At 65.3% G+C, this 19,430-nt stretch carries 22 protein-coding genes; 15 read left to right on the plus strand and 7 right to left on the minus strand.

The genetic code is table 11. The features are described 5' to 3' along the window. Positions 1–7 precede the first annotated feature (7 nt). The gene (locus AC5Y5C_RS16250) at positions 8–1,525 is read left to right on the plus strand and encodes an MFS transporter (RefSeq protein WP_499973980.1); all 1,518 of its coding nucleotides are present in this window, start codon (positions 8–10) and stop codon (positions 1,523–1,525) included. Here the strand turns inward: AC5Y5C_RS16250 and AC5Y5C_RS16255 are convergent. Next, positions 1,522–1,881: a hypothetical protein gene (locus AC5Y5C_RS16255; RefSeq protein ID WP_499973983.1), complete on the minus strand. Its 360-nt coding sequence runs from the start codon at positions 1,879–1,881 to the stop codon at positions 1,522–1,524. The two genes, AC5Y5C_RS16250 and AC5Y5C_RS16255, sit on opposite strands and share 4 nt — an antisense overlap. Positions 1,882–1,966: 85 nt before the next feature. On the opposite strand from AC5Y5C_RS16255, the gene AC5Y5C_RS16260 reads away from it, so the two are divergent. Further along, positions 1,967–3,709 (plus strand): proline--tRNA ligase, encoded by a 1,743-nt coding sequence (locus tag AC5Y5C_RS16260; protein WP_499973985.1) that lies wholly within the window; start codon positions 1,967–1,969, stop codon positions 3,707–3,709. An 11-nt stretch (positions 3,710–3,720) separates the two neighbouring features. Then, a complete protein-coding gene (locus AC5Y5C_RS16265) occupies positions 3,721–4,209 on the plus strand; it encodes an SRPBCC family protein (protein ID WP_499973987.1) in 489 nt (162 codons plus the stop codon). Here AC5Y5C_RS16265 and AC5Y5C_RS16270 read toward each other — a convergent pair. Beyond that, on the minus strand, positions 4,206–4,676 hold the full coding sequence (locus AC5Y5C_RS16270; protein WP_499973989.1) for a ferritin-like domain-containing protein: 471 nt from the start codon (positions 4,674–4,676) through the stop codon (positions 4,206–4,208). The two genes, AC5Y5C_RS16265 and AC5Y5C_RS16270, sit on opposite strands and share 4 nt — an antisense overlap. Continuing rightward, positions 4,673–5,143, minus strand: a complete 471-nt coding sequence (locus tag AC5Y5C_RS16275; protein ID WP_499973991.1) for a hypothetical protein — start codon at positions 5,141–5,143, stop codon at positions 4,673–4,675. The genes AC5Y5C_RS16270 and AC5Y5C_RS16275 overlap by 4 nt, the downstream gene beginning before the upstream one ends. 140 nt (positions 5,144–5,283) lie before the next feature. On the opposite strand from AC5Y5C_RS16275, the gene rimP reads away from it, so the two are divergent. The 10 genes from rimP (at position 5,284) to AC5Y5C_RS16325 (ending at position 14,954) form a co-directional block, all read left to right on the plus strand. Further along, positions 5,284–5,811, plus strand: a complete 528-nt coding sequence (gene rimP / locus AC5Y5C_RS16280) for a ribosome maturation factor RimP (protein WP_499973995.1) — start codon at positions 5,284–5,286, stop codon at positions 5,809–5,811. After that, complete coding sequence (gene nusA / locus AC5Y5C_RS16285) at positions 5,808–6,803, plus strand: transcription termination factor NusA (protein ID WP_499973997.1); 996 nt, start codon at positions 5,808–5,810, stop codon at positions 6,801–6,803. The genes rimP and nusA overlap by 4 nt, the downstream gene beginning before the upstream one ends. Positions 6,804–6,882: 79 nt before the next feature. Continuing rightward, positions 6,883–7,296 (plus strand): RrF2 family transcriptional regulator, encoded by a 414-nt coding sequence (locus tag AC5Y5C_RS16290; RefSeq protein ID WP_499974000.1) that lies wholly within the window; start codon positions 6,883–6,885, stop codon positions 7,294–7,296. 4 nt (positions 7,297–7,300) lie between these two features. After that, entirely contained in the window at positions 7,301–8,491 is a 1,191-nt protein-coding gene (locus AC5Y5C_RS16295) for a globin domain-containing protein (RefSeq protein WP_499974003.1), read from the plus strand. After that, the gene (locus AC5Y5C_RS16300) at positions 8,488–8,922 is read left to right on the plus strand and encodes a hypothetical protein (protein WP_499974005.1); all 435 of its coding nucleotides are present in this window, start codon (positions 8,488–8,490) and stop codon (positions 8,920–8,922) included. Before AC5Y5C_RS16295 ends, AC5Y5C_RS16300 begins: the two co-directional genes overlap by 4 nt. Before the next feature lie 94 nt (positions 8,923–9,016). Further along, complete coding sequence (locus tag AC5Y5C_RS16305) at positions 9,017–9,313, plus strand: YlxR family protein (RefSeq protein ID WP_499974625.1); 297 nt, start codon at positions 9,017–9,019, stop codon at positions 9,311–9,313. 88 nt (positions 9,314–9,401) lie between these two features. Then, the gene (gene infB / locus AC5Y5C_RS16310) at positions 9,402–12,173 is read left to right on the plus strand and encodes a translation initiation factor IF-2 (protein WP_499974007.1); all 2,772 of its coding nucleotides are present in this window, start codon (positions 9,402–9,404) and stop codon (positions 12,171–12,173) included. Between the two features lies 1 nt (position 12,174). Next, on the plus strand, positions 12,175–12,651 hold the full coding sequence (rbfA, locus tag AC5Y5C_RS16315; RefSeq protein WP_499974009.1) for a 30S ribosome-binding factor RbfA: 477 nt from the start codon (positions 12,175–12,177) through the stop codon (positions 12,649–12,651). Continuing rightward, entirely contained in the window at positions 12,632–13,627 is a 996-nt protein-coding gene (locus tag AC5Y5C_RS16320; protein WP_499974011.1) for a DHH family phosphoesterase, read from the plus strand. Before rbfA ends, AC5Y5C_RS16320 begins: the two co-directional genes overlap by 20 nt. A gap of 19 nt (positions 13,628–13,646) precedes the next feature. Further along, the gene (locus AC5Y5C_RS16325) at positions 13,647–14,954 is read left to right on the plus strand and encodes an MATE family efflux transporter (protein ID WP_499974628.1); all 1,308 of its coding nucleotides are present in this window, start codon (positions 13,647–13,649) and stop codon (positions 14,952–14,954) included. On the opposite strand, the gene AC5Y5C_RS16330 is transcribed toward AC5Y5C_RS16325, so the two are convergent. Next, entirely contained in the window at positions 14,955–15,296 is a 342-nt protein-coding gene (locus AC5Y5C_RS16330) for a hypothetical protein (RefSeq protein ID WP_499974013.1), read from the minus strand. 120 nt (positions 15,297–15,416) lie between these two features. Between AC5Y5C_RS16330 and AC5Y5C_RS16335 the strand changes: the two genes are divergently transcribed. Both AC5Y5C_RS16335 and AC5Y5C_RS16340 read left to right on the plus strand, forming a co-directional pair. Beyond that, positions 15,417–15,638, plus strand: coding sequence for a membrane protein (locus tag AC5Y5C_RS16335; protein WP_030093939.1), 222 nt, complete (start codon positions 15,417–15,419; stop codon positions 15,636–15,638). An 81-nt stretch (positions 15,639–15,719) separates the two neighbouring features. Next, positions 15,720–16,325, plus strand: coding sequence for a GNAT family N-acetyltransferase (locus AC5Y5C_RS16340; protein WP_499974630.1), 606 nt, complete (start codon positions 15,720–15,722; stop codon positions 16,323–16,325). Here the strand turns inward: AC5Y5C_RS16340 and AC5Y5C_RS16345 are convergent. The 3 genes from AC5Y5C_RS16345 to AC5Y5C_RS16355 are packed head-to-tail and all read right to left on the minus strand — an operon-like array spanning position 16,322 to position 19,427. Next, entirely contained in the window at positions 16,322–17,080 is a 759-nt protein-coding gene (locus AC5Y5C_RS16345) for an enoyl-CoA hydratase (protein WP_499974015.1), read from the minus strand. The genes AC5Y5C_RS16340 and AC5Y5C_RS16345 overlap by 4 nt on opposite strands. Next, entirely contained in the window at positions 17,077–18,189 is a 1,113-nt protein-coding gene (locus AC5Y5C_RS16350; RefSeq protein WP_499974017.1) for an acyl-CoA dehydrogenase family protein, read from the minus strand. Before AC5Y5C_RS16350 ends, AC5Y5C_RS16345 begins: the two co-directional genes overlap by 4 nt. Beyond that, the gene (locus AC5Y5C_RS16355; RefSeq protein ID WP_499974019.1) at positions 18,186–19,427 is read right to left on the minus strand and encodes an acyl-CoA dehydrogenase family protein; all 1,242 of its coding nucleotides are present in this window, start codon (positions 19,425–19,427) and stop codon (positions 18,186–18,188) included. Before AC5Y5C_RS16355 ends, AC5Y5C_RS16350 begins: the two co-directional genes overlap by 4 nt. Positions 19,428–19,430 lie beyond the last annotated feature (3 nt).

A 19,430-nucleotide genomic window follows, 5' to 3' on the forward strand; every position in this document is an offset into this window, starting at 1 on the left:
GTCCTCCATGCCTGCCCTCAGCGTCGAGCAGCTCACTCAAAAGGCGCGAGAATTCCTGCCTTCCCGGCACTATCTGTATGCGGTCATCGCGATCGCCGGTATGCAGTTTCTGGCGACCATGGACGGCACCATCGCGGTTGTCACGCTGCCCAAGATTCAGGCCGAGCTGCACCTCAATGACGCCACCCGAAGCTGGGTCATCACCGCATACATGCTGTCCTTCGGCGGCCTGATGCTGCTCGGCGGACGGCTTGGTGACACCTTCGGCCGTAAGCGGGTATTCATCGGCGGCATCGCGTTGTTCACCCTCGCTTCGATCGGGGTAGGCCTCGCGCAGGAGGACATCGGTCTGGCCATTTTCCGTCTCATCCAGGGTGTGGGCGCGGCCGTTGCATCGCCCACGGCGCTGGCGCTCATTGCGACGACCTTCCCCAAGGGGCCGCTGCGTACTGCCGCTGTCGGGGTGTTCGGCGCCATGACGGGTGTGGGTTCGATCGCCGGACTGATCGTCGGCGGCGCGCTGGCCGAGGTCTCCTGGCGTTTGGCCTTCCTGATCAACGTGCCGGCGGGTGCGCTGATGATCTACCTCGCCGTGCGGTCACTGACCGAGACAGAGCGTGAACCGATGAAGCTGGATGTGGCAGGTTCCGTGCTTGCCACGCTCGGCTGTACCGCCGCGGTGTTCGGATTCACCCAGGGGCCCGACCGCGGCTGGGACTCGCCGTACACGATCGTGTCGCTGATCGTCGCCGCCGTGCTCCTGATCGCGTTCCTCTTCGTGGAACGCACCGCCGAGAACCCGGTGCTGCCCTTCAGCCTGTTCACGGACCGCAACCGGGTCGCGACGTTTGCAGCTATCTTCATGGCCGGCGGTGTGCTGTTCACCCTCACCATCACCATCGGTCTGTACATGCAGGATCTGATGAAGTACAGCCCGCTGCGGACTGGAATCTCTGCCATTCCGTTCGTCGTCGGCATGGGAATCGGGTTGGGCCTGTCCTCCCAGCTTGTCACCCGATTGGCGCCGCGGGTGCTGATCCTGTGTGGTGGGGTCGTCGTGTTCGGCGCGATGCTCTACGGCTCGACAATCGACCGGACCATCGCGTACTTCCCGGATTTCTCGACGGCCATCTTCGTCGGCGGACTCGGTATCGGCACCATCGTGGTGCCGGTGATCTTGTCCGCCATCACCGGAGTGGATGCCGACCGCATCGGGCCGCTGTCCGCTATTTCCCTCATGTTGCAAAACTTGGGTGGGCCAATCGTTCTGGTGATCATCCAGGCGATCATCACCTCGCGCACGCTCTACTTGGGCGGCGCCAAGGGCCCGGTGCAGAACATGAACCAAGCGCAGCTGCACGCCCTTGACCACGGCTACACCTACGGCATGCTGTGGATTGCCGGGACAGCCGTGCTGGTGGGGGTGGCAGCGCTGTTCATCAGCTACAGCGCTGCCGATGTCGCGCATGCGCAGAAGGCGCAGAGCGCGCACGACCAGGGGCTGGACGAAGAACTACCGGCCTAGCAGTCCTGCGGGGTGTAGTCCCCGGCGCGGAACAACAATCCGTTGGTGACGGGGATGCCGTCATTGACGGTGATGTGACACGACATTCGGAACACGCTCGCAGGCCCGGCCGCGGTCACGCGAAGCACCGGCGGAGCTCCGTTGAGTGTCACCGTGCGTTCCCAGTAGTACCCGGCGAACGTGTGTCCGGACTCCTCCCGGAGCTGATTCCCGTCTTGGTACGAGACGGTGAAGTCGGCATTGCCGATGCCGATGGCCGACAACGAGTACTTGACGGTGACAGGGGCGGCGTCGGCCGGTGCCGCGACTCCCACACCGAACATCGCCACTGCCGGAATGATCGCCCACGCACGCATGCGCTCGATGCTAGCCGGAGGCTTCGGCGGCGCGCCGATATGCTGTGCAACCGTAACTGACGTTCTTCGCCCGAGAGGCTCATCAATGATCACCCGGCTCTCCGAGCTATTCGTACGCACGCTGCGCGACGACCCGGCCGACGCCGAGGTTCCCAGCCACAAGCTGCTCATCCGCGCGGGCTATGTGCGCCCCATCGCGCCGGGTGTGTACAGCTGGCTACCGCTCGGCCTTCGGGTCCTCCGCAAGATCGAGAACATCGTTCGCGAAGAGATGAATGCCATTGGCGGCCAAGAGATCTTGCTGCCCGCTCTGCTTCCGCGCGCGCCCTACGAGACCACGAACCGATGGACCGAGTACGGCGATTCGCTGTTCCGGCTCAAGGATCGGCGCGACAACGACATGATGCTCGGCCCCACCCACGAGGAGCTGTTCGCGCTCACCGTGAAGGGGGAATACAGCTCCTACAAGGATTTCCCGGTCATCCTCTATCAGGTCCAGACCAAGTACCGGGACGAGGCGCGTCCGCGCGCGGGCATCCTGCGTGGGCGCGAATTCGTCATGAAGGACTCCTACTCCTTCGATACCTCCGACGACGGGCTCAAGACGGCCTATCACGCCCACCGCGAGGCGTACCAACGGATCTTTGGCCGGCTCGGCCTGGACTACGTGATCGTCGCCGCCACGTCTGGAGCCATGGGTGGTAGCGCGTCCGAGGAGTTTCTCGCCGAAAGCCCCACCGGGGAAGACACTTTCGTACGGTGTGTGGAATCCGGATACGCCGCCAACGTCGAGGCGGTCGTCACACCGGCACCGCCGGCACGGCCCGTCGAGGGACTTCCCGAAGCCGTCGTGCATGAGACGGGTGACACTCCGACCATCGCAACGCTGGTGGACTGGGCGAACTCGGCCGATCTCGGCAGGTCCGTGACGGCGGCCGACACTCTCAAGAACATTCTGCTGAAGGTGCGTCAGCCCGGTGGCGAGTGGGAGCTGCTCGCCGTGGGTGTGCCCGGGGATCGTGAGGTTGACGACAAGCGCCTCGGCGCCGCGCTGGAGCCCGCCGAGTACGAACTGCTCGGTGATGCGGATTTCGCCAAGCATCCGTTCCTGGTGCGCGGATACATCGGACCGAAGGGATTGATCGCGAACGGTGTGCGCTACCTGGTCGATCCGCGGATTGTGGAGGGCACCAGCTGGATTACCGGTGCCGATGAGCCGGGTAAGCACGTGGTCAACCTTGTCGCCGGCCGAGACTTCACCCCCGACGGCACCATCGAGGCCGCCGAGGTGCGTGACGGTGACCCCTCGCCCGACGGTGCCGGGCCGCTGATGTCGGCGCGCGGGATCGAGATCGGCCACATCTTCCAGTTGGGCCGCAAGTACACCGACGCATTCACTGTTGACGTGCTCGGTGAGAACGGCAAACCGGTACGGCTCACCCAGGGCTCCTACGGCATCGGCGTCTCGCGGCTCGTGGCCGTCGTCGCCGAACAGCAACACGATGAGCTCGGGCTGCGGTGGCCCGCCGCCGTCTCGCCGTTCGATGTGCACGTCGTCATCGCCAACAAGGACCAGGCCGCGCGGGCCGGGGCCGAGGAGCTTGCCGCCGACCTGGATCGGTTGGGTCATGAGGTGCTGCTCGACGACCGCACCGCTTCTCCTGGGGTCAAGTTCAAGGATGCCGAGCTGCTCGGTGTGCCCTGGATCGTCGTGATCGGCCGCGGTTGGGCCGATGGCACTCTTGAGCTGCGTAATCGGTTCACCGGCGAGGCGCAATCCATCGCGGTGGCCGATGCTGTGGCGTCGGTCACGGCGTCGATTCGGTAGGCGATAGGGTATTGGTCATGCCGTCTTTTAAGCTTGCCCCGTTGGTCGAAAGCGATTTCGACACAAGCGATTTCGTGTATACGTTCTCCACGCCGCTGCCGAGAGACGCGGCAACGGTGTGGGCCGAACTCAATGGTGAAAGCCCGCTGCACTGGTGCAAGGCCATCAACAAGATCAGCTGGACTTCGCCGGAGCCGCGGGGCGTGGGCTCCACCCGCACCGCCAAGCTCGCGCTTCCCGGCGCCGCGGTCAACGAGCGGTTCGTCCTGTGGGAGGAGAGTCCCGAGCGGTACCGCAATGCGTTCACCGTCGAAACGGCGACCTTCCCGGGCACCAAACGGTTCGGTGAGCTCTACGAGGTGGTGGGCACCGCGACGGGCTCGCTGTTCACCTGGAGCTTCTTCATCGAGCCGTCCCTTGGCTTCACCCGCCACCTCAAGCCGGTGATCCGTCGCGGGCTGTCCGGTCTGATCACCGACACCCAGAAACATTTCGCCTAGGTTTCGGGCCCTCCCGGGAACGCGACGCTGGCGGGCGTGATGTCGGCGGCCACTCGCCACCGGGCCGCGCGGATCGCGCTTTCGGTGAGCATCCGTACCGCGAATCCGCGGTCGTCGCCGTTGTCGGCCTGCTCGGCGACCGCGCGCCAGCGCGCCGCGGTGTCCGCCTCAACCTGCAACGCCAACTTGGTGGCATCGGCGGGGGTGTTCACCGGGAACGGAACCGTGTAGCCGGCTGCGGCTACCGGTGCGGCCACGGAGCGGCCATGCAGCTTGGCGATGCACTCCTCGCGGCACTGCCGGTGCTCGATGAGGCACTCGGTGACCAGCCAGTTGTTGTCGGGCACCGAGTGCGCCGACACCAGCCCGTACGCGTAGATGGCTGCGTGCTCGTTGGCCAGGGCGTCGGCCAATGCGGTGTCGTCGGCCGAGGAAGCCGGCTGCGGTGTGGGTTCGGTCGTTGTCATGGCAGGTCAACCCCGGCCGCCGAGGCGCAGGCGGCACTGATCGAAGCCAGCAGTCCGGCGCGATATCCGCTGTATTTGGTTGCCAGGTCCATCGCTGATCTCGATGAGCCCTTGAGTTGGGTTTTGATCTGCTCGAGCTGCGGCGGTGCTGCCGGCGATGTTGTCGTGGTGCTGGCCGCAGGCGTGGTTGTGGACGCGCCCGGGACGCGGGCGAGCTCTTTGGTCAGCGCGACGCCGTGCGCGCGACGGATTGCCGCGACGGCTGTCAGCGCCGGGGCCAGCTCGGCATCGGCGGTGGCCGCGGCGGCCGCCGATGTGGCATCGCGCTGGGCGAGCTCGAGCTGGGCGAGTAGGTCGTCCACCTCGGGTTTGGCATCGGGAGTCTGCTGGCACGCGGCAGCCACGACGACGACGCCGAGTGCAGCGCCGCCGATCAACAGGTCGCGGCGCGACAGGCTTCTGGGCATTCGCTCATCCTGCCAGTGCGCGCGGTTAGCGCATGACAGCCCTCGCCGGGCGTAAGGTGGAGTGCTGGTCAGGACGAGAGTCCGGCTAGTGTGTGCAAGCTGAACCGCCCGACAACTCAAGATGAGGAGCCACAAACGCCATGGGGCTGCCATCCGATGACCAGGTGATCGAGCTGCTCGTTCCCGAGTTCTCCCGGTCAGGCGTCGACATCGAGAGTGCCGTCGTCAATGAAATGACGGTTCCCGCCCGCATCACGGTCGTTGTCGACTCGGATTCCCCGGTGGACTTGGACGCGGTCGCCGCGTTGAGTCGCACCGCATCGGCATTGTTGGACGAGGCGGACACAGGCTGGGAAGCCTACGAGCTGGAAATCACCACACCCGGAGTTGACCGGCCGCTGACCACGCCGGTGCATTTTCGACGCGCCCACGGCAGGCTGGCGCAGATTCGCCTCGCCGATGGTGACGATCTACTCGGCCGCATCGGCATCGCGAACGATGACGGGATACAAGTGGTGGTGCGTAAACCGGTCAAGGGCACCGGCTGGACCGTGCGAGATCTTGCGTTCTCCGACATCGAGAGCGCCGTCGTGCAGGTGGAGTTCACAACGCCCAACCCGCAGGAACTCAATCTGGCTGGGGCAGCCGAAACTGGAGGTGGCGCATGAATATCGATCCCGCAGCGGTAAATCTGATGGCTGCCGATAAGGGCATCACAGTCGATGAGGCCATCGACATCATCAAATCGGCGCTGCTGACGGCCTACCGCCACACCGACGGGCATGAGCCCAACGCGCGTATCGAACTCGATCGCAAGACGGGTGTGGTCCGCGTTCTGGCCCGCGAGACCGACGAAGACGGCAATCTCATCACCGAATGGGACGCCACGCCTGAGGGATTCGGCCGGATTGCGGCCACCACCGCACGGCAGGTATTCCAGCAGGGTGTGCGCGACGCGGAGAACGAGCACAAGTTCGGTGAGTTCTCCACGCGCGAGGGCGAGATCGTCGGCGGAGTGATCCAGCGCGATGCCCGGGCCAATGCGCGCGGGCTTGTCGTAGTCCGCATGGGTAGCGAGACCAAGGGATCCGAGGGGGTCATCCCGGCGGCCGAGCAGGTGCCGGGCGAGGATTACCGCCACGGAGATCGGTTGCGCTGCTATGTCGTTGGCGTATCCCGGGGCGCGCGTGAGCCATTGATCACGCTGTCGCGGACGCACCCGAATCTGGTGCGCAAGCTGTTTTCGCTCGAGGTTCCGGAGATCAGCGATGGTTCTGTGGAAATTGTCGCGGTGGCCCGTGAAGCGGGTCACCGGTCCAAGATTGCCGTGGCCTCGAAGGTTTCCGGGCTCAACGCCAAGGGTGCCTGTATCGGACCGATGGGGCAGCGGGTGCGCAACGTCATGAGCGAGCTCGCCGGCGAGAAGATCGACATCATCGATTACGACCCGGATCCCGCGCGGTTCGTCGCGAACGCCCTCTCACCCGCCAAGGTGGTGTCGGTGTCGGTCATCGATGAGGCGGGTAAGGCTGCCCGCGTCATCGTCCCCGATTTCCAACTGTCCCTGGCGATCGGCAAGGAGGGGCAGAACGCCCGGCTCGCGGCGCGTCTCACCGGATGGCGCATCGACATCAGAAGTGACGCAGACCCCGAAAACTAGCACCGCGTAGGACTGCATAGCGGTAGGTACTGACCAAAGTCCCTATCGGCACATAACTTGCATCTCGTATACAAGTTATGTGCAACTAACGCGATTCACCGACCTGGGTCTGCGCATTGTCATGCGGCTGGCCACTGAAGGGCCTGGCGCTCAGCTGCACACCGGTGATCTTGCCGCCCAACTTTGCGTGCCCTATACGCATGCCACGAAAGTCGTTGCCCGGCTTTCGGAAATGGGCGCAATTGAGTCCATCCGCGGACGCCATGGGGGAGTGCGCATCACGCAAGGCGGGCTCGACCGCCCGGTGGGATCGTTGGCCCGGAAATTGGAGCGCGACGGCGAGGTCGTCGACTGTGAGGGCCCCGTGCCCTGTCCCCTCCGGCGCAACTGTCGCTTGCGCGGTGCGCTCCGCTCGGCGCAAGAGGCATTCTTCGCCGAACTCGATCAGTGGACTGTAGCCGAAATCGCCGGTCCAACAATGGAAAGGAAGTAGCCACGTGCTATCAGCAGAGACACTGGCAGTCATCCGTCAAACCCTCCCCGCGGTGGCGGGGGCGATTGACGAGATCACACCGTTGTTCTACTCCAAGATGTTCGCGGCGCACCCGGAACTGCTCCGCGATCTGTTCAATCGGGGCAACCAGGCGGCGGGGGAGCAGCCGAAGGCGCTCGCCGCATCCATCGCGTCGTTCGCCGGGATGGTACTGGAAGGTAATGGTGCCCAATATGATTCGGTGCTGGACAGGATCGCTCACAAACATGCCTCGTTGGGAATTGTTGCCGAACAGTATCCGATCGTCTACGAGCATCTGTTCGCCGCGATCGCCGAGGTGCTGGGGGACGCGGTGACCGAAGAGGTTGCGAAGGCCTGGAGCGAGTTTTACTGGCTCATGGCCAATGAATTGATCGCGCGCGAGATGGCGCTGTACGGCGCTGCGGGGGTTGCGCCGGGCAAAGTGTGGCAGCAGGTCAGGGTGGTACGCCGCCAGCTGGAATCGGCAGATGTGGCCGGGTTCGAGTTACGTGCGGTTTCCGGTGACTTGCCGAGTTTTCTTCCGGGACAGTATGTCTCGGTACAAATTACGTTGCCGGATGGCGCGAGGCAGATTCGTCAATACAGTTTGTCGCGTGGCACCCATGAGGGTGACTGGCGTATTGCCGTCAAGCGAATCAGTGGTGGTGATACTCCTGCGGGTGAGGTGTCGAACTTCATCTACGACAATGTCTTCGAGGGACAGCAGTTGCGGGTGTCGGTACCTATGGGCGAGTTCACCCTCGACGATTCGACGGATCCGTTGGTCCTGGTATCCGCAGGCATCGGCTGCACGCCGATCATGGGAATGCTGCAAGAGCTCGTGGCCATGCGGTCGCCGCGAGAGGTCGTGGTCCTGCACGCCGACCAGTCGGCGGCCGCGCACGCTTATCGACACGAGTTGGCAGATCTCGTGGGCCGACTGCCCGCAGGCCGGCTGCACACGTGGTACGAACGGGCACATGTGGAGCTTTCCCCGCACGGCATCGGTCGCATGAGCCTGGACCGACTGCCGCTCAACCGGCTATCTACGGTGTTCGTCTGCGGCCCCCGGCCGTTCATGTCGGCCATCAATGAAGACCTGGTGTCTCTCGGGATCCCGCAGGAGCAGATCAATCACGAGCTGTTCGGACCATTGGCTTCGGCTATGGCATGACACGCATAGACGTTGTTGTAGCCGCGCTTGCCGCATTCTGGTTGGGCCTGGTGGTGGCGATCTCGTTCATCGAGGCGCCACTGAAATTCCGGGCGCCTGGGTTGACGATCCAGGTGGGACTCGCGATAGGCCGGGTGGTGTTCCGTGCGCTCAACGCGGCGGAATGTGTCCTGGCGTCGGCCCTGGTAGTGCTGATGGTGGTGGGCGATCTTTCCACCGCTGCAGTCGCCGCGGTAACCGCGGCATGCGGGTGTCTTGCCATCCAGTTGGTGGTTGTGCGGCCGGCCATGATGCGACGAACCGATGCGATCCGCGAGGGAGCGGAGTATGCCGGGCGCAGCCGCTTACACCTGGCCTATGTCGCGGCCGAGTGCATCAAGGCGCTGGTTTTGATCGGTGTGGTGGTGCTCGTCGCGGCAGGGGTTCGATGACCGGAATACAGCCTTGTCATTCGAGGCTGTGGCCCGATTCATAAATAAGGTGTCGCGGACGGTAGACTAAGCCGTGATCCAGCGCGAGACTTCGGTGTTCGCACCTGCCCAGACCGGTAAACCGGTACGGACATGTGTTGGCTGCCGGGGACGAGAGTTGGCTGCAGATCTGCTTCGTGTGGTTGCTACGGATGATCGACGCGTTGTTATCGACACCCGTCGCAGACTGCCTGGCCGGGGTGCGTGGTTGCATCGGTCGGAGCAGTGTTACCACCTGGCGGTAAAGCGGCGAGCGTTCGCGCGAGCGCTCCGGATCAGCGGAAACCCGGATACCTCCGCGGTTTTCGAACTTGTTGAGCAATACCAAGAGATTGGCAACGACAAACAATGAGCACACCGTGAAGCGTCGATGATGATCGTCCATCACAGCTAACACGAGGCACGGCGCCTGAAGCCGCTGCCTCGCAGACAGGAGAGCAGTGGCAGGCAAGGCCCGGGTACACGAGTTAGCTAAAGAACTCGGTGTGACCAGTAAAGAAGTTCTCGCCCGACTGAGCGATCAGGGCGAATTCGTTAAGTCCGCATCCTCGACGGTGGAAGCCCCCGTCGCGCGGCGTCTTCGTGAGGCATTCGGTGGTGGCGATAAGCCCGCTGCCGCCGCATCCAATGGCGCGTCCACCGAGACGGCGGCCCCTCCGAAGAAGACCGAGAAGACCGAGAAGACCGGTCCCAAGCCCGGAGCGCCCAAGCCGGCACCGAAGAAGGTTGCTGAGCCGGTTGTCGAGGCGCCCCCTGCGCCGGAACCTCCGGCGGTATCCGCACCTGCACCCGCCGCACCAGTGGCTCCCAAGCCGAGTGCCGCGACGCCGCCGGCAGCGGACGCACCGGCACCAGCACCTGCGCCGGCACCCCGTCCAGGTGCGACGCCGGGCCCCAAGCCCGGCGCTCCCCGGGCGCCGCGCGTCGGCAACAACCCGTTCTCCTCGGCACAGCCGGTCGAGCGTCCGGCACCGCGTCCTCCGGCGCCGCGTCCCGGAGCTCCCCGTCCCGGTGGAGCCTCGCCAAGTAACATGCCCCCGCGCCCGTCTCCCGGCTCCATGGGTCCGCGCCCGCCGCGTCCCGCTGGTGGTCGTCCGGGTGGTCCCGGTGGTGGCCGTCCCGGTGGTCCCGGCGGTGGTCGTCCCGGTGGTCCCGGTGGTGGCGGCGGCGGTAACTACCGCGGCGGCGGTGCCGGTAGCGGCGCTCCAGCTGGTGGTCCTCCCGGCGCTGGTGCCGGTGGCTTCCGCGGTCGCCCGGGCGGCGGTGGTGGTGGCCGTCCCGGTCAGCGCGGTGGTGCGGCCGGTGCGTTCGGCCGTCCCGGTGGTGCCCCGAAGCGTGGTCGCAAGTCGAAGCGGGCAAAACGCGCCGAGTACGAGAACATGCAGGCGCCGGTCGTCGGGGGCGTGCGGTTGCCGCACGGCAACGGCGAGGTCATTCGCCTCGCGCGTGGTGCTTCGCTGAGCGATTTCGCAGAGAAGATCGACGCCAACCCGGCTTCGCTGGTGCAGGCGCTGTTCAACCTCGGCGAGATGGTGACCGCCACGCAGTCGGTGGGCGACGAGACCCTGGAGCTGTTGGGCGGCGAGATGAACTACGTCGTCCAGGTCGTGAGCCCCGAGGACGAGGACCGCGAGCTGCTGCAGTCCTTCGACCTCACCTATGGCGAGGACGAGGGTGGCGAAGAGGATCTGGAGATCCGTCCGCCGGTGGTCACCGTCATGGGCCACGTCGACCACGGCAAGACCCGACTGCTCGACACCATCCGGCAGGCCAACGTCCGCGAGGGCGAGGCCGGCGGCATCACCCAGCACATCGGTGCCTACCAGGTCTTGACCCAACTGGACGGCAACGAGCGGCTCGTCACCTTCATCGACACCCCGGGTCACGAGGCGTTCACCGCCATGCGTGCCCGTGGTGCCAAGGCCACCGATATCGCAATCCTGGTGGTCGCCGCCGATGACGGCGTCATGCCGCAGACGGTGGAAGCCATCAACCACGCCCAGGCGGCCGATGTGCCGATCGTGGTCGCGGTCAACAAGATTGACAAGGAAGGTGCCGATCCGGCCAAGATCCGGGCACAGCTCACCGAGTACAACCTGGTTGCCGAGGACTTCGGTGGCGACACCATGTTCGTCGACATCTCGGCCAAACAGGGCACCAATATCGACGCCCTGCTGGAAGCCGTCCTGCTGACCGCGGACGCGGCACTGGACCTGCGCGCCAACCCCGATATGGAGGCCCAGGGTGTGGCGATCGAGGCGCATCTGGACCGCGGTCGCGGTCCGGTGGCCACGGTGCTCATTCAGCGCGGCACCCTGCGTGTCGGCGACTCGATCGTCGCCGGGGATGCGTACGGCCGCGTGCGGCGCATGGTCGATGAGCATGGCGAGGACGTCGAGGAGGCGCTGCCATCGCGTCCGGTCCAGGTCATCGGTTTCACCTCGGTGCCCGGTGCCGGCGACAACCTGCTTGTCGTCGACGAGGATCGCATCGCCCGGCAGATCGCCGACCGCCGTAGTGCGCGCAAGCGCAATGCGCTGGCCGCCCGTAGCCGCAAGCGAATCAGCCTGGACGATCTGGATGCCGCGCTGAAGGAAACCAGCCAGCTGAACCTGATCCTCAAGGGCGACAACGCCGGTACGGTCGAAGCCTTGGAAGAGGCGCTGCTCGGTATCGCGATCGACGACGAGGTGCAGCTGCGGGTCATTGACCGCGGTGTCGGTGGTGTCACCGAAACCAACGTCAACCTGGCCTCGGCCTCGGATGCCATCATCATCGGCTTCAATGTGCGGGCCGAGGGCAAGGCGACCGAGCTGGCCAACCGCGAGGGCGTGGACATCCGGTACTACTCGGTGATCTACCAGGCCATCGACGAGATCGAGAGCGCGCTCAAGGGCATGCTCAAGCCGGTCTACGAAGAGGTCGAGCTGGGCCGCGCCGAGATCCGGGCACTGTTCCGTTCGTCCAAGGTCGGCAATATCGCCGGCTGCCTGGTCACCTCGGGCATCATCCGGCGCAACGCCAAGGCCCGACTGCTGCGCGACAACATCGTGGTCGCCGAGACGGTCTCCATCTCCTCGCTCAAGCGGGAGAAGGATGACGTCACGGAGGTCCGCGACGGTTACGAGTGCGGTTTGACGCTGACCTACAACGACATCAAGGAAGGCGACGTCATCGAGGCGTACGAACTCCGCGAGAAGGAACGGGTCTAAGGTGGCCGATCCGGCTCGCGCACGGCGACTGGCGAAGCGGATCGGGGCCATCGTCGCCTCGGCGATCGAGTACGAGATCAAAGACCCGAGGCTGACGATGGTCACGGTCACCGATACCCGGGTGACCAACGATCTTCACGATGCGACCGTGTACTACACCGTGATGGGGCAGACTCTGTCCGACGAGCCGGATTACGCCGGCGCGGCGGCTGCGCTAGAAAAGGCAAAGGGTGTGCTCCGAACCAAGGTGGGTGCCGGGACAGGGGTGAGGTTCACGCCCACCCTGACCTTCGTGCTCGACACCATCGCCGATACCGCGCGGCATATGGAGGAACTGCTGGACCGGACGCGTGCGGCCGATGCCGCGCTCGCCGAGGTCCGGGACGGAGCCGTGCATGCCGGTGACGCCGATCCCTACAAGGCGTCCCCCTCCGAGGAACCCGCACCCGACGAGGACGATGAGCGCCGTCCCGATTGAGACGGGTGCCGTGGGGGCACGCGTCGACGTAGAGGGCGCCGTGGCGCTCCTGGCCAAGGCCAGGAGGGTGGTGATCATCTGCCACGTGCACCCCGACGCCGACACCGTGGGCAGCGGGTTGACACTCGGACAGGTGTTGGTGGCCAAGGGCGTTGACGTCCAGGTGAGCTTCGGAGCACCGGCGTCGCCTCCGGAGTCGGTGGGAACCCTGCCCGGGGCAGAGCTGTTGGTCCCGCCGCACGAGCTGCGCAGAGACCCGGATCTGGTGGTCACGGTCGACAGCCCGAGCGTGCGGCGGCTCGGTCAGCTGAGCCAACTGGTTGAGGGCCCGGCACCGGTGCTGGTCATCGATCACCACGTGTCCAATGAACTCTTTGGTACGGCGAATTACGTTGATATCGAGGCTGATTCGACCACGATGATGGTGGCTCGACTGCTCGATGCCTGGGGGGTGGATATCACCCCCGAGATGGCGCACTGTTTGTACGCCGGTCTGGTCACCGACAGCGGGTCTTTCCGCTGGGCCACCGCGCAGGGGCACCGGCTGGCGGCCCGGCTACTGGACTTGGGTGCCGACGGTGTGAACATCACCCGGGCCTTCATGGATTCACACCCATTCGTCTGGCTGCCGATCTTGTCGCGCGTGCTCGGCACCGCGCAGCTGATTCCCGATGCGGTCGGGGGCGCGGGACTGGTGTATGCCGTTGTCACCCATGATGTGTGGTCCCGCGCGCGCACGGAGGAAGTCGAGTCGATCGTCGACATCGTCCGCACCACCACCGAAGCTGAGGTCGCGGTGGTGTTCAAGGAGATCGAGCCCGAGCATTGGTCGATATCGATGCGGGCCCGTTCCGCGGTGGACCTCTCCGCGGTAGCGGGCACCTTCGGTGGCGGTGGACATCGGCTGGCCGCCGGGTTCTCGGCGACCGGCCCGGTCGACGAGGTGGTGGCGGCGCTGGTTCGCGCCCTTGACTGACGCCACCGGCGCGGCCGGAATGTCTGGGCTGGCCCGTCGAATCATCGCTTTGGCGGTGCCCGCGTTGGGTGTGTTGGCGGCCGAACCGCTGTATTTGCTTTTCGATATCGCCCTGGTGGGCCGTCTGGGGGCGGTGCCCTTGGCGGGTTTGGCCGTCGGCGGCCTGGTGCTTTCGCTCGTCGGAACGCAGTTGACCTTCCTGTCGTACGGCACCACTGCCCGCGCTGCACGATTGTTCGGCTCGGGCGATCGCCCGAGCGCGGTCCACGAAGGTGTGCAGGCGACATGGTTGGCACTCCTTATCGGGGCAGCCCTGGTCCTCATCGTGAATGTGGTGGCCGCACCGGTGGTTCGTGCCATCGCCGCGGCACCCGACGTGGCCGCTCAGGGTCTGACATGGGTGCGTATCGCCATCTTCGCGGCGCCCGCAATTCTGGTCTCGCTCGCCGGCAACGGATGGATGCGGGGAGTGCAGAACACTGTCAGGCCGCTGCGGTATGTGATTGTCGGCTTTGCGGTTTCGGCAGTGCTGTGTCCGGTGCTGATCTACGGACTGCTCGGGGTGCCACGAATGGGTGTGGTAGGGTCTGCCGTCGCCAACCTGGTGGGGCAGTGGCTGGCCGCGATCCTCTTCTTGTGGGCCCTGTACGCCGAGCATGTTCGGCTCCGGATGGATCCTCCGGTGCTGCGCGCGCAGTTGGTGCTGGCGCGTGATCTGCTGGTGCGTAGTCTGGCGTTCCAGGCCTGTTTCATCAGTGCCGCGGCGGTGGCCGCACGGTTCGGGGCGGCGGCGCTGGCGGCGCATCAGGTGGTCTTGCAGATGTGGAGTTTTCTTGCGCTGGTTCTTGATTCACTTGCCATCGCGGCGCAGACCCTCGTCGGTGCCGCGCTGGGAGCCGGTCGGGTACCGGAAGCCAAGTCCGTGGCGTGGCGGGTGACGGCGTTCTCGCTGGGTTTTGCGGCAGTACTGGCGGCCCTTCTTGCCGTCGGCGCTCCGGTCTTGCCGGGACTGTTCACGTCCGATGCCACTGTGCTGCATCAGATAAAGGTGCCGTGGTGGTTCCTGGTGTGCCAGTTGCCGATTTCGGGTCTTGTGTTCGCGCTGGATGGGGTGCTGCTGGGTGCTGCTGACGCTCGGTTCATGCGTAACGCCACCATGACCAGCGCGCTGTGCGGGTTCCTGCCGCTGGTGTGGTTGTCGCTGGCCTTCGGATGGGGGCTCGCCGGAATCTGGTCCGGGCTCACCCTTTTCCTGGTGCTGCGGCTGCTGTTGGTCGGATGGCGCACAGCGTCGGGTCGCTGGGCCGTGCCGGGCACCGGCTTGTGATCAGCTCACCGGCGGGTACTGCGGATACTGCGGCTGCGGGTATCCGGCCGGTGGGTAGCCCTGGTATACCGGCGGCTGGGCAGCCAAACGTCGAATCTGCTTGATCTGACTCATATTTCCGAAGATAGCGACCCAGTTCATGACCAGGATGGACAGGAAGCTCCACCACCCGGCGGCCAGATTGTGGGTCTGTGCGTCGCTGTAGGCGGCCTCGCACTGCTCAAGCGTTCCCGTGATCGTGTACGTCCGGGTGCTGAACATGATCAGCATCCCGGTGTGCTTGGTCAGCCGCACCTGAAAGTACCTGGGCGCAGCGGTCGGATATTGCTGTGGATACGACATGATTTCTCCCCCTGGTCGTGTAGCTCACCCGATGATATCCGGGGTTTGCCAGCACTTGGCTATGTGATCCAGGTCACTTGCGGAGTATTCTGGGACACGCTGGATGAGGAGGTGTTTCGAATGAATCTTGATCGATTTGCCGTGTGGACCGGCTACTTCCTTGGGCTGGTATCGGTGACGATCACCGCGTTGGGGCTGGCGGCGTTGGCCTCCGGACACCACGGCTGGGGAATGGTCGCCGCCATCGCGTTATTGGTCACCGCAGGCCTTGGATTCGCGGTGGTTGGCGGCACGGTGCACCACGACCACAAAGTCCACAAGGAGACCCCGCATCTGATGTAGGGGTTACGGGCCGCCTCGGCGGACGTTCGTAGAATGTGGACTGACCATGCGCAGTATCGATCGAACGGAGCCGCCGGGCAGATGAACATCCCCGCCGGTTTCCGCATCGTTCGTGAGATCACGGAGGTGGCGGCCGAGGTCGTCGCGGCCGGTCCGCCGCCGCTGCCGTCCTTCGCCGGCACCCGCTACGGGCTACGCCCCGTGGATCCCGAGGGTACGGACCCGGAGCTGCTCAGTGAATGGTTCTCCCGTCCGCATCTGCGGGAAACCTGGGACCAGCCGTGGTCTGTCATGCAGTGGCAGGAGGATTCCTCATACCGGCTGGCCGGCCACTACTCGCGGCCCTGCATTCTCTCGGTGGACGGCGTCGAGGCGGGTTACGTGGAGATGTACCGCGCCGCGCGGGACGAGATCGCCCGGATCTACGACTCCCATCCGCATGACACCGGATTTCACATAGCGACAGCGTCCACCGAACACCTGGGGCGCGGCGTCATCTCCGAGTGGATCCGGCTACTGCCGTTCGCGGTGTTCGCCGCCGACCCCGCATGTTGCCGGATGATGGCAGAACCAGCGGCCGGCAACCCCCCGATCCGCAAGGTACTCACCCGGCTCGGGTGGGTTGGGATGGGCGAATTCGATATTCGGCCGGACCGCCGGATCGCCCTGTATCGCTTCGAACGTTAGGTGTTCTGGCTGCGACCGCGCGCCATGATAGCCGCGCGACGTTCTTCCACGCCCTCGGCGATGGAGTTCTGCTCGATCCACCGATGGGCGTCGTCGAGGGCCACCTGCAACCCGTTGCCGACCAGCTCGGCCTCGATGCGGCGGTAGGACGCCAGGAGTTCACGCACCGCGGGCTGGTTGTTACCGGCGATTGTCGCGGCGAGCCGCTTGGCCGCCGGTAATAGCTCCTCATGGGCAACCACCTCGGTGATCAGGCCGGCACGCAACGCATCCTCGGCGGACAGGTAGTCGCCGGTGAGGCTCATCCGCCGTGCCAGCCCACGTCCCACCGAGAGCGGCAGCAGGGTGGTCAGCCCCCAGGTGGGCAGGATTCCCACACGTGCGTGAGTATCGGCGAAACGTGCCTTCTCCGAGGCGATCAAGATGTCGCAGGCCAGCGCCAGCTCCAGGCCACCGGTGACGGCGGCTCCGTTGATGGCGCCGATGACGGGCTTGGACAACTCTGGCCACCACGGGTCGAGGGTGTCGGCACGGTCGCCGCTGCCCAGTTCCTTGAGGTCGACACCTGCGCAGAACACCGGGTCGGCGGCGGTCAGGATCATCACGTCAATATCGTCGTCGGCGTCGGCCGCGGTGACGGCCTTGACGATCTCCTCACCGAGCGCCTTGCTCAGTGCATTGCGGGCCTGTGGCCGGTTCAGCGTGATAGTGCAGATCCGGTCTTCGGTCTGCGTCAAGAGAATCTGTTCGGTCATGCGTCGATAACCTCCTTGGCGATACGTTCTGCGTGGACGGAACGGCCTCCGAAGAGTGCCGAATTGCTAACGGCTCGTTTGTAATACAGATGGGCGGGGTGTTCCCAGGTGAATCCGATGCCGCCGTGGCTCTGGATGGCTTTGGCGGTTACCTCTACCGCACCCGCCGATGCCACCTGTTGGGCGATGCTGGTGGCCAGGGCGGGATCGTCAAGGTTCGGATCGTCATGTGACCAGGCTGCGTGATAGGCGGCACCACGCACGTTCCCCGCCGCCGCGGCCATATCGGCGAGGCGGTGTTTGACCGCTTGGAACGAGCCGATGGTCCGACCGAACTGAATTCGGGACTTGGCGTATTCGGTTGTCACATCCAGCATGTGGGCGGCGATTCCGGCTTGTTCGGCCGCCAGTACGGTTGCGGCCACATCGAATGCCTTGGTCACGACATCCGAGCCTCGACCCTGCTCGCCGACGACGCGAGCGGAAGCGGAGTCGAAGTGGATGTTGGCCTGACGTCTGGTCAGATCCAGGGTGGCCAGGGAGTGCCGGTCGACACCCGGTGCGTTCCCGTCGACTGCGAAAAGTGTTGGACCCGAGTCGGTATCGGCGAGCACCAGAATCACGTCGGCGGTGGCCCCGTCGGGAACATGCTCGGTGTCGCCGGTGAGCTTCCATCCGTCGGCGTCGGACTCGGCGGACACGGTGATCGCGTCGGCCAGCCGGGTGCGGCCACCGGCCAGCGTGATCGTCTTGTCGCCGGAGGCCAGCGCGGGCACCCATTCGGCAAGGGCGTCACCGTCGCCGCTGGCCGCCAGCGCGGTGGCGCCCAGCGCCGCACTCGATATCCACGGCAGGCATGCCAGCGCGCGCCCGAATTCCTCTGCAACGATGGATAATTCGATAACACCCAGGCCACCGCCACCATGCTCTTCGGGCAGGCTCAGTCCCACCACGCCCAGCTCGGAGCCCAGAGTGTGCCAGGCGTCCAGGTCGACGGTGCCGGCCTCGGCGATCTGGCGCACATGCTCGGGTGTCCAGACACGTTCGCACCAACTACGCACGAGCGAACGCAGGTCGCCGTGCTCTTCGGTGAACTCGAATTCACTCATCCGCGGGGCACGTCCTTCCATGCTTTGTCGGTATCAACCCGGATATCGCCGGGTAGTCCGAGAACGCGTTCTCCGATGATGTTGCGCATCACGTCGGAGGTGCCGCCCTCGATGGTGTTGGCCTTGGACCGCAGGAACGCCCACATGGTGTCGGCGCGGCGATCGTCCTCAACGACGCGTCGCATGTCGTAGGAGGCGTACAGGGTTGCCTCAATGCCCAGCAGCTCGACGCAGAAGTCGTAGATCTGCTGGTTGAGCTCTGCGCCCATCAGCTTGCCGATCGACCCCTCCGGTCCCATGGGGGCGTCGTCCTGGGCGGCGATCCGCATCTGTGTGCCGTAGCGGTTTCCCTCCGAGCGCACGAACAGATTCGTCAGCTTGGCCCGTAGCTCCGGGGTGTGCAGATCGGGTCGCTGCTTCCAGAGATTCAGCGCGTTGCCGATCGAACCGCCGCCACGGCCATGGTCGAACGCCCCGCCCAGCGCGCTGCGCTCGTTCATCAGCGTCGTCATCGAGACCCGCCAGCCATCGCCTTCATTGCCCAGGCGATATGCGTCCGGGATGCGGACATCGGTGAGGTACACCTCGTTGAACTCGGCGTCACCGGTCATCTGGCGCAGCGGACGGACCTCGACGCCGGGATCGGTCATATCGACCACGAAGTAGGTCAGGCCGCGGTGTTTGGGCACGTCCGGATTGCTTCGCGCCACCAGAAGCGCCCAGCGCGCCTGATGGGCGCCCGAGGTCCACACCTTCTGGCCGTTGATGACCCAATCGTCGCCGTCACGCACCGCTCGGGTGGCCAGGCCCGCGAGATCGGATCCGGCACCGGGCTCACTGAACAGCTGACACCAGAGCTCCTCACCGGTGAACAGCGGACGCAGAATCCGCTGGGTCAGTTCGGGCTGTCCGTGTGCCAGCACGGTGGGGGCAGCCATGCCGTACCCGATCACGTTGATAAACAACGGGTCTGGCATGCCCGCTGCGCGCAGGATGGTGTCGGAGACGGATTGCAGCGCGGGTGGTGCGTTGAGACCGCCCAGGCCAACCGGGAAGTGGACCCAGGCCAGGCCCGCGTCGTAGACGGCGCCGAGCAGCTCGGTGACCGGGGTGGAGGCAGGGGGATGTGTGGCGAGAACCTCGTGCGCGGCGGCGGCGAGCCGGTCGCGTTGCGATGAACCGCTCGTGTGAAGAGCGTGGGACCCCGCGCTAGACGGCTCCGATGACGTCACTGGCATGAC

Source organism: Mycobacterium sp. NGS15 (assembly GCF_059813245.1).

Coding starts and splice junctions, on each gene's coding strand:
- AC5Y5C_RS16275 (WP_499973991.1), bottom strand. CDS start 5,143: ATGCCCAGAAGCCTGTCGCGCCGCGACCTGTTGATCGGCGGCGCTGCA.
- AC5Y5C_RS16330 (WP_499974013.1), bottom strand. CDS start 15,296: ATGTCGTATCCACAGCAATATCCGACCGCTGCGCCCAGGTACTTTCAG.
- AC5Y5C_RS16340 (WP_499974630.1), top strand. CDS start 15,720: ATGAACATCCCCGCCGGTTTCCGCATCGTTCGTGAGATCACGGAGGTG.
- AC5Y5C_RS16325 (WP_499974628.1), top strand. CDS start 13,647: ATGTCTGGGCTGGCCCGTCGAATCATCGCTTTGGCGGTGCCCGCGTTG.
- AC5Y5C_RS16350 (WP_499974017.1), bottom strand. CDS start 18,189: ATGAGTGAATTCGAGTTCACCGAAGAGCACGGCGACCTGCGTTCGCTC.
- AC5Y5C_RS16250 (WP_499973980.1), top strand. CDS start 8: ATGCCTGCCCTCAGCGTCGAGCAGCTCACTCAAAAGGCGCGAGAATTC.
- AC5Y5C_RS16345 (WP_499974015.1), bottom strand. CDS start 17,080: ATGACCGAACAGATTCTCTTGACGCAGACCGAAGACCGGATCTGCACT.
- AC5Y5C_RS16270 (WP_499973989.1), bottom strand. CDS start 4,676: ATGACAACGACCGAACCCACACCGCAGCCGGCTTCCTCGGCCGACGAC.
- AC5Y5C_RS16355 (WP_499974019.1), bottom strand. CDS start 19,427: ATGCCAGTGACGTCATCGGAGCCGTCTAGCGCGGGGTCCCACGCTCTT.
- AC5Y5C_RS16300 (WP_499974005.1), top strand. CDS start 8,488: ATGACACGCATAGACGTTGTTGTAGCCGCGCTTGCCGCATTCTGGTTG.
- AC5Y5C_RS16335 (WP_030093939.1), top strand. CDS start 15,417: ATGAATCTTGATCGATTTGCCGTGTGGACCGGCTACTTCCTTGGGCTG.
- AC5Y5C_RS16320 (WP_499974011.1), top strand. CDS start 12,632: ATGAGCGCCGTCCCGATTGAGACGGGTGCCGTGGGGGCACGCGTCGAC.
- nusA (WP_499973997.1), top strand. CDS start 5,808: ATGAATATCGATCCCGCAGCGGTAAATCTGATGGCTGCCGATAAGGGC.
- AC5Y5C_RS16260 (WP_499973985.1), top strand. CDS start 1,967: ATGATCACCCGGCTCTCCGAGCTATTCGTACGCACGCTGCGCGACGAC.
- rimP (WP_499973995.1), top strand. CDS start 5,284: ATGGGGCTGCCATCCGATGACCAGGTGATCGAGCTGCTCGTTCCCGAG.
- AC5Y5C_RS16255 (WP_499973983.1), bottom strand. CDS start 1,881: ATGCGTGCGTGGGCGATCATTCCGGCAGTGGCGATGTTCGGTGTGGGA.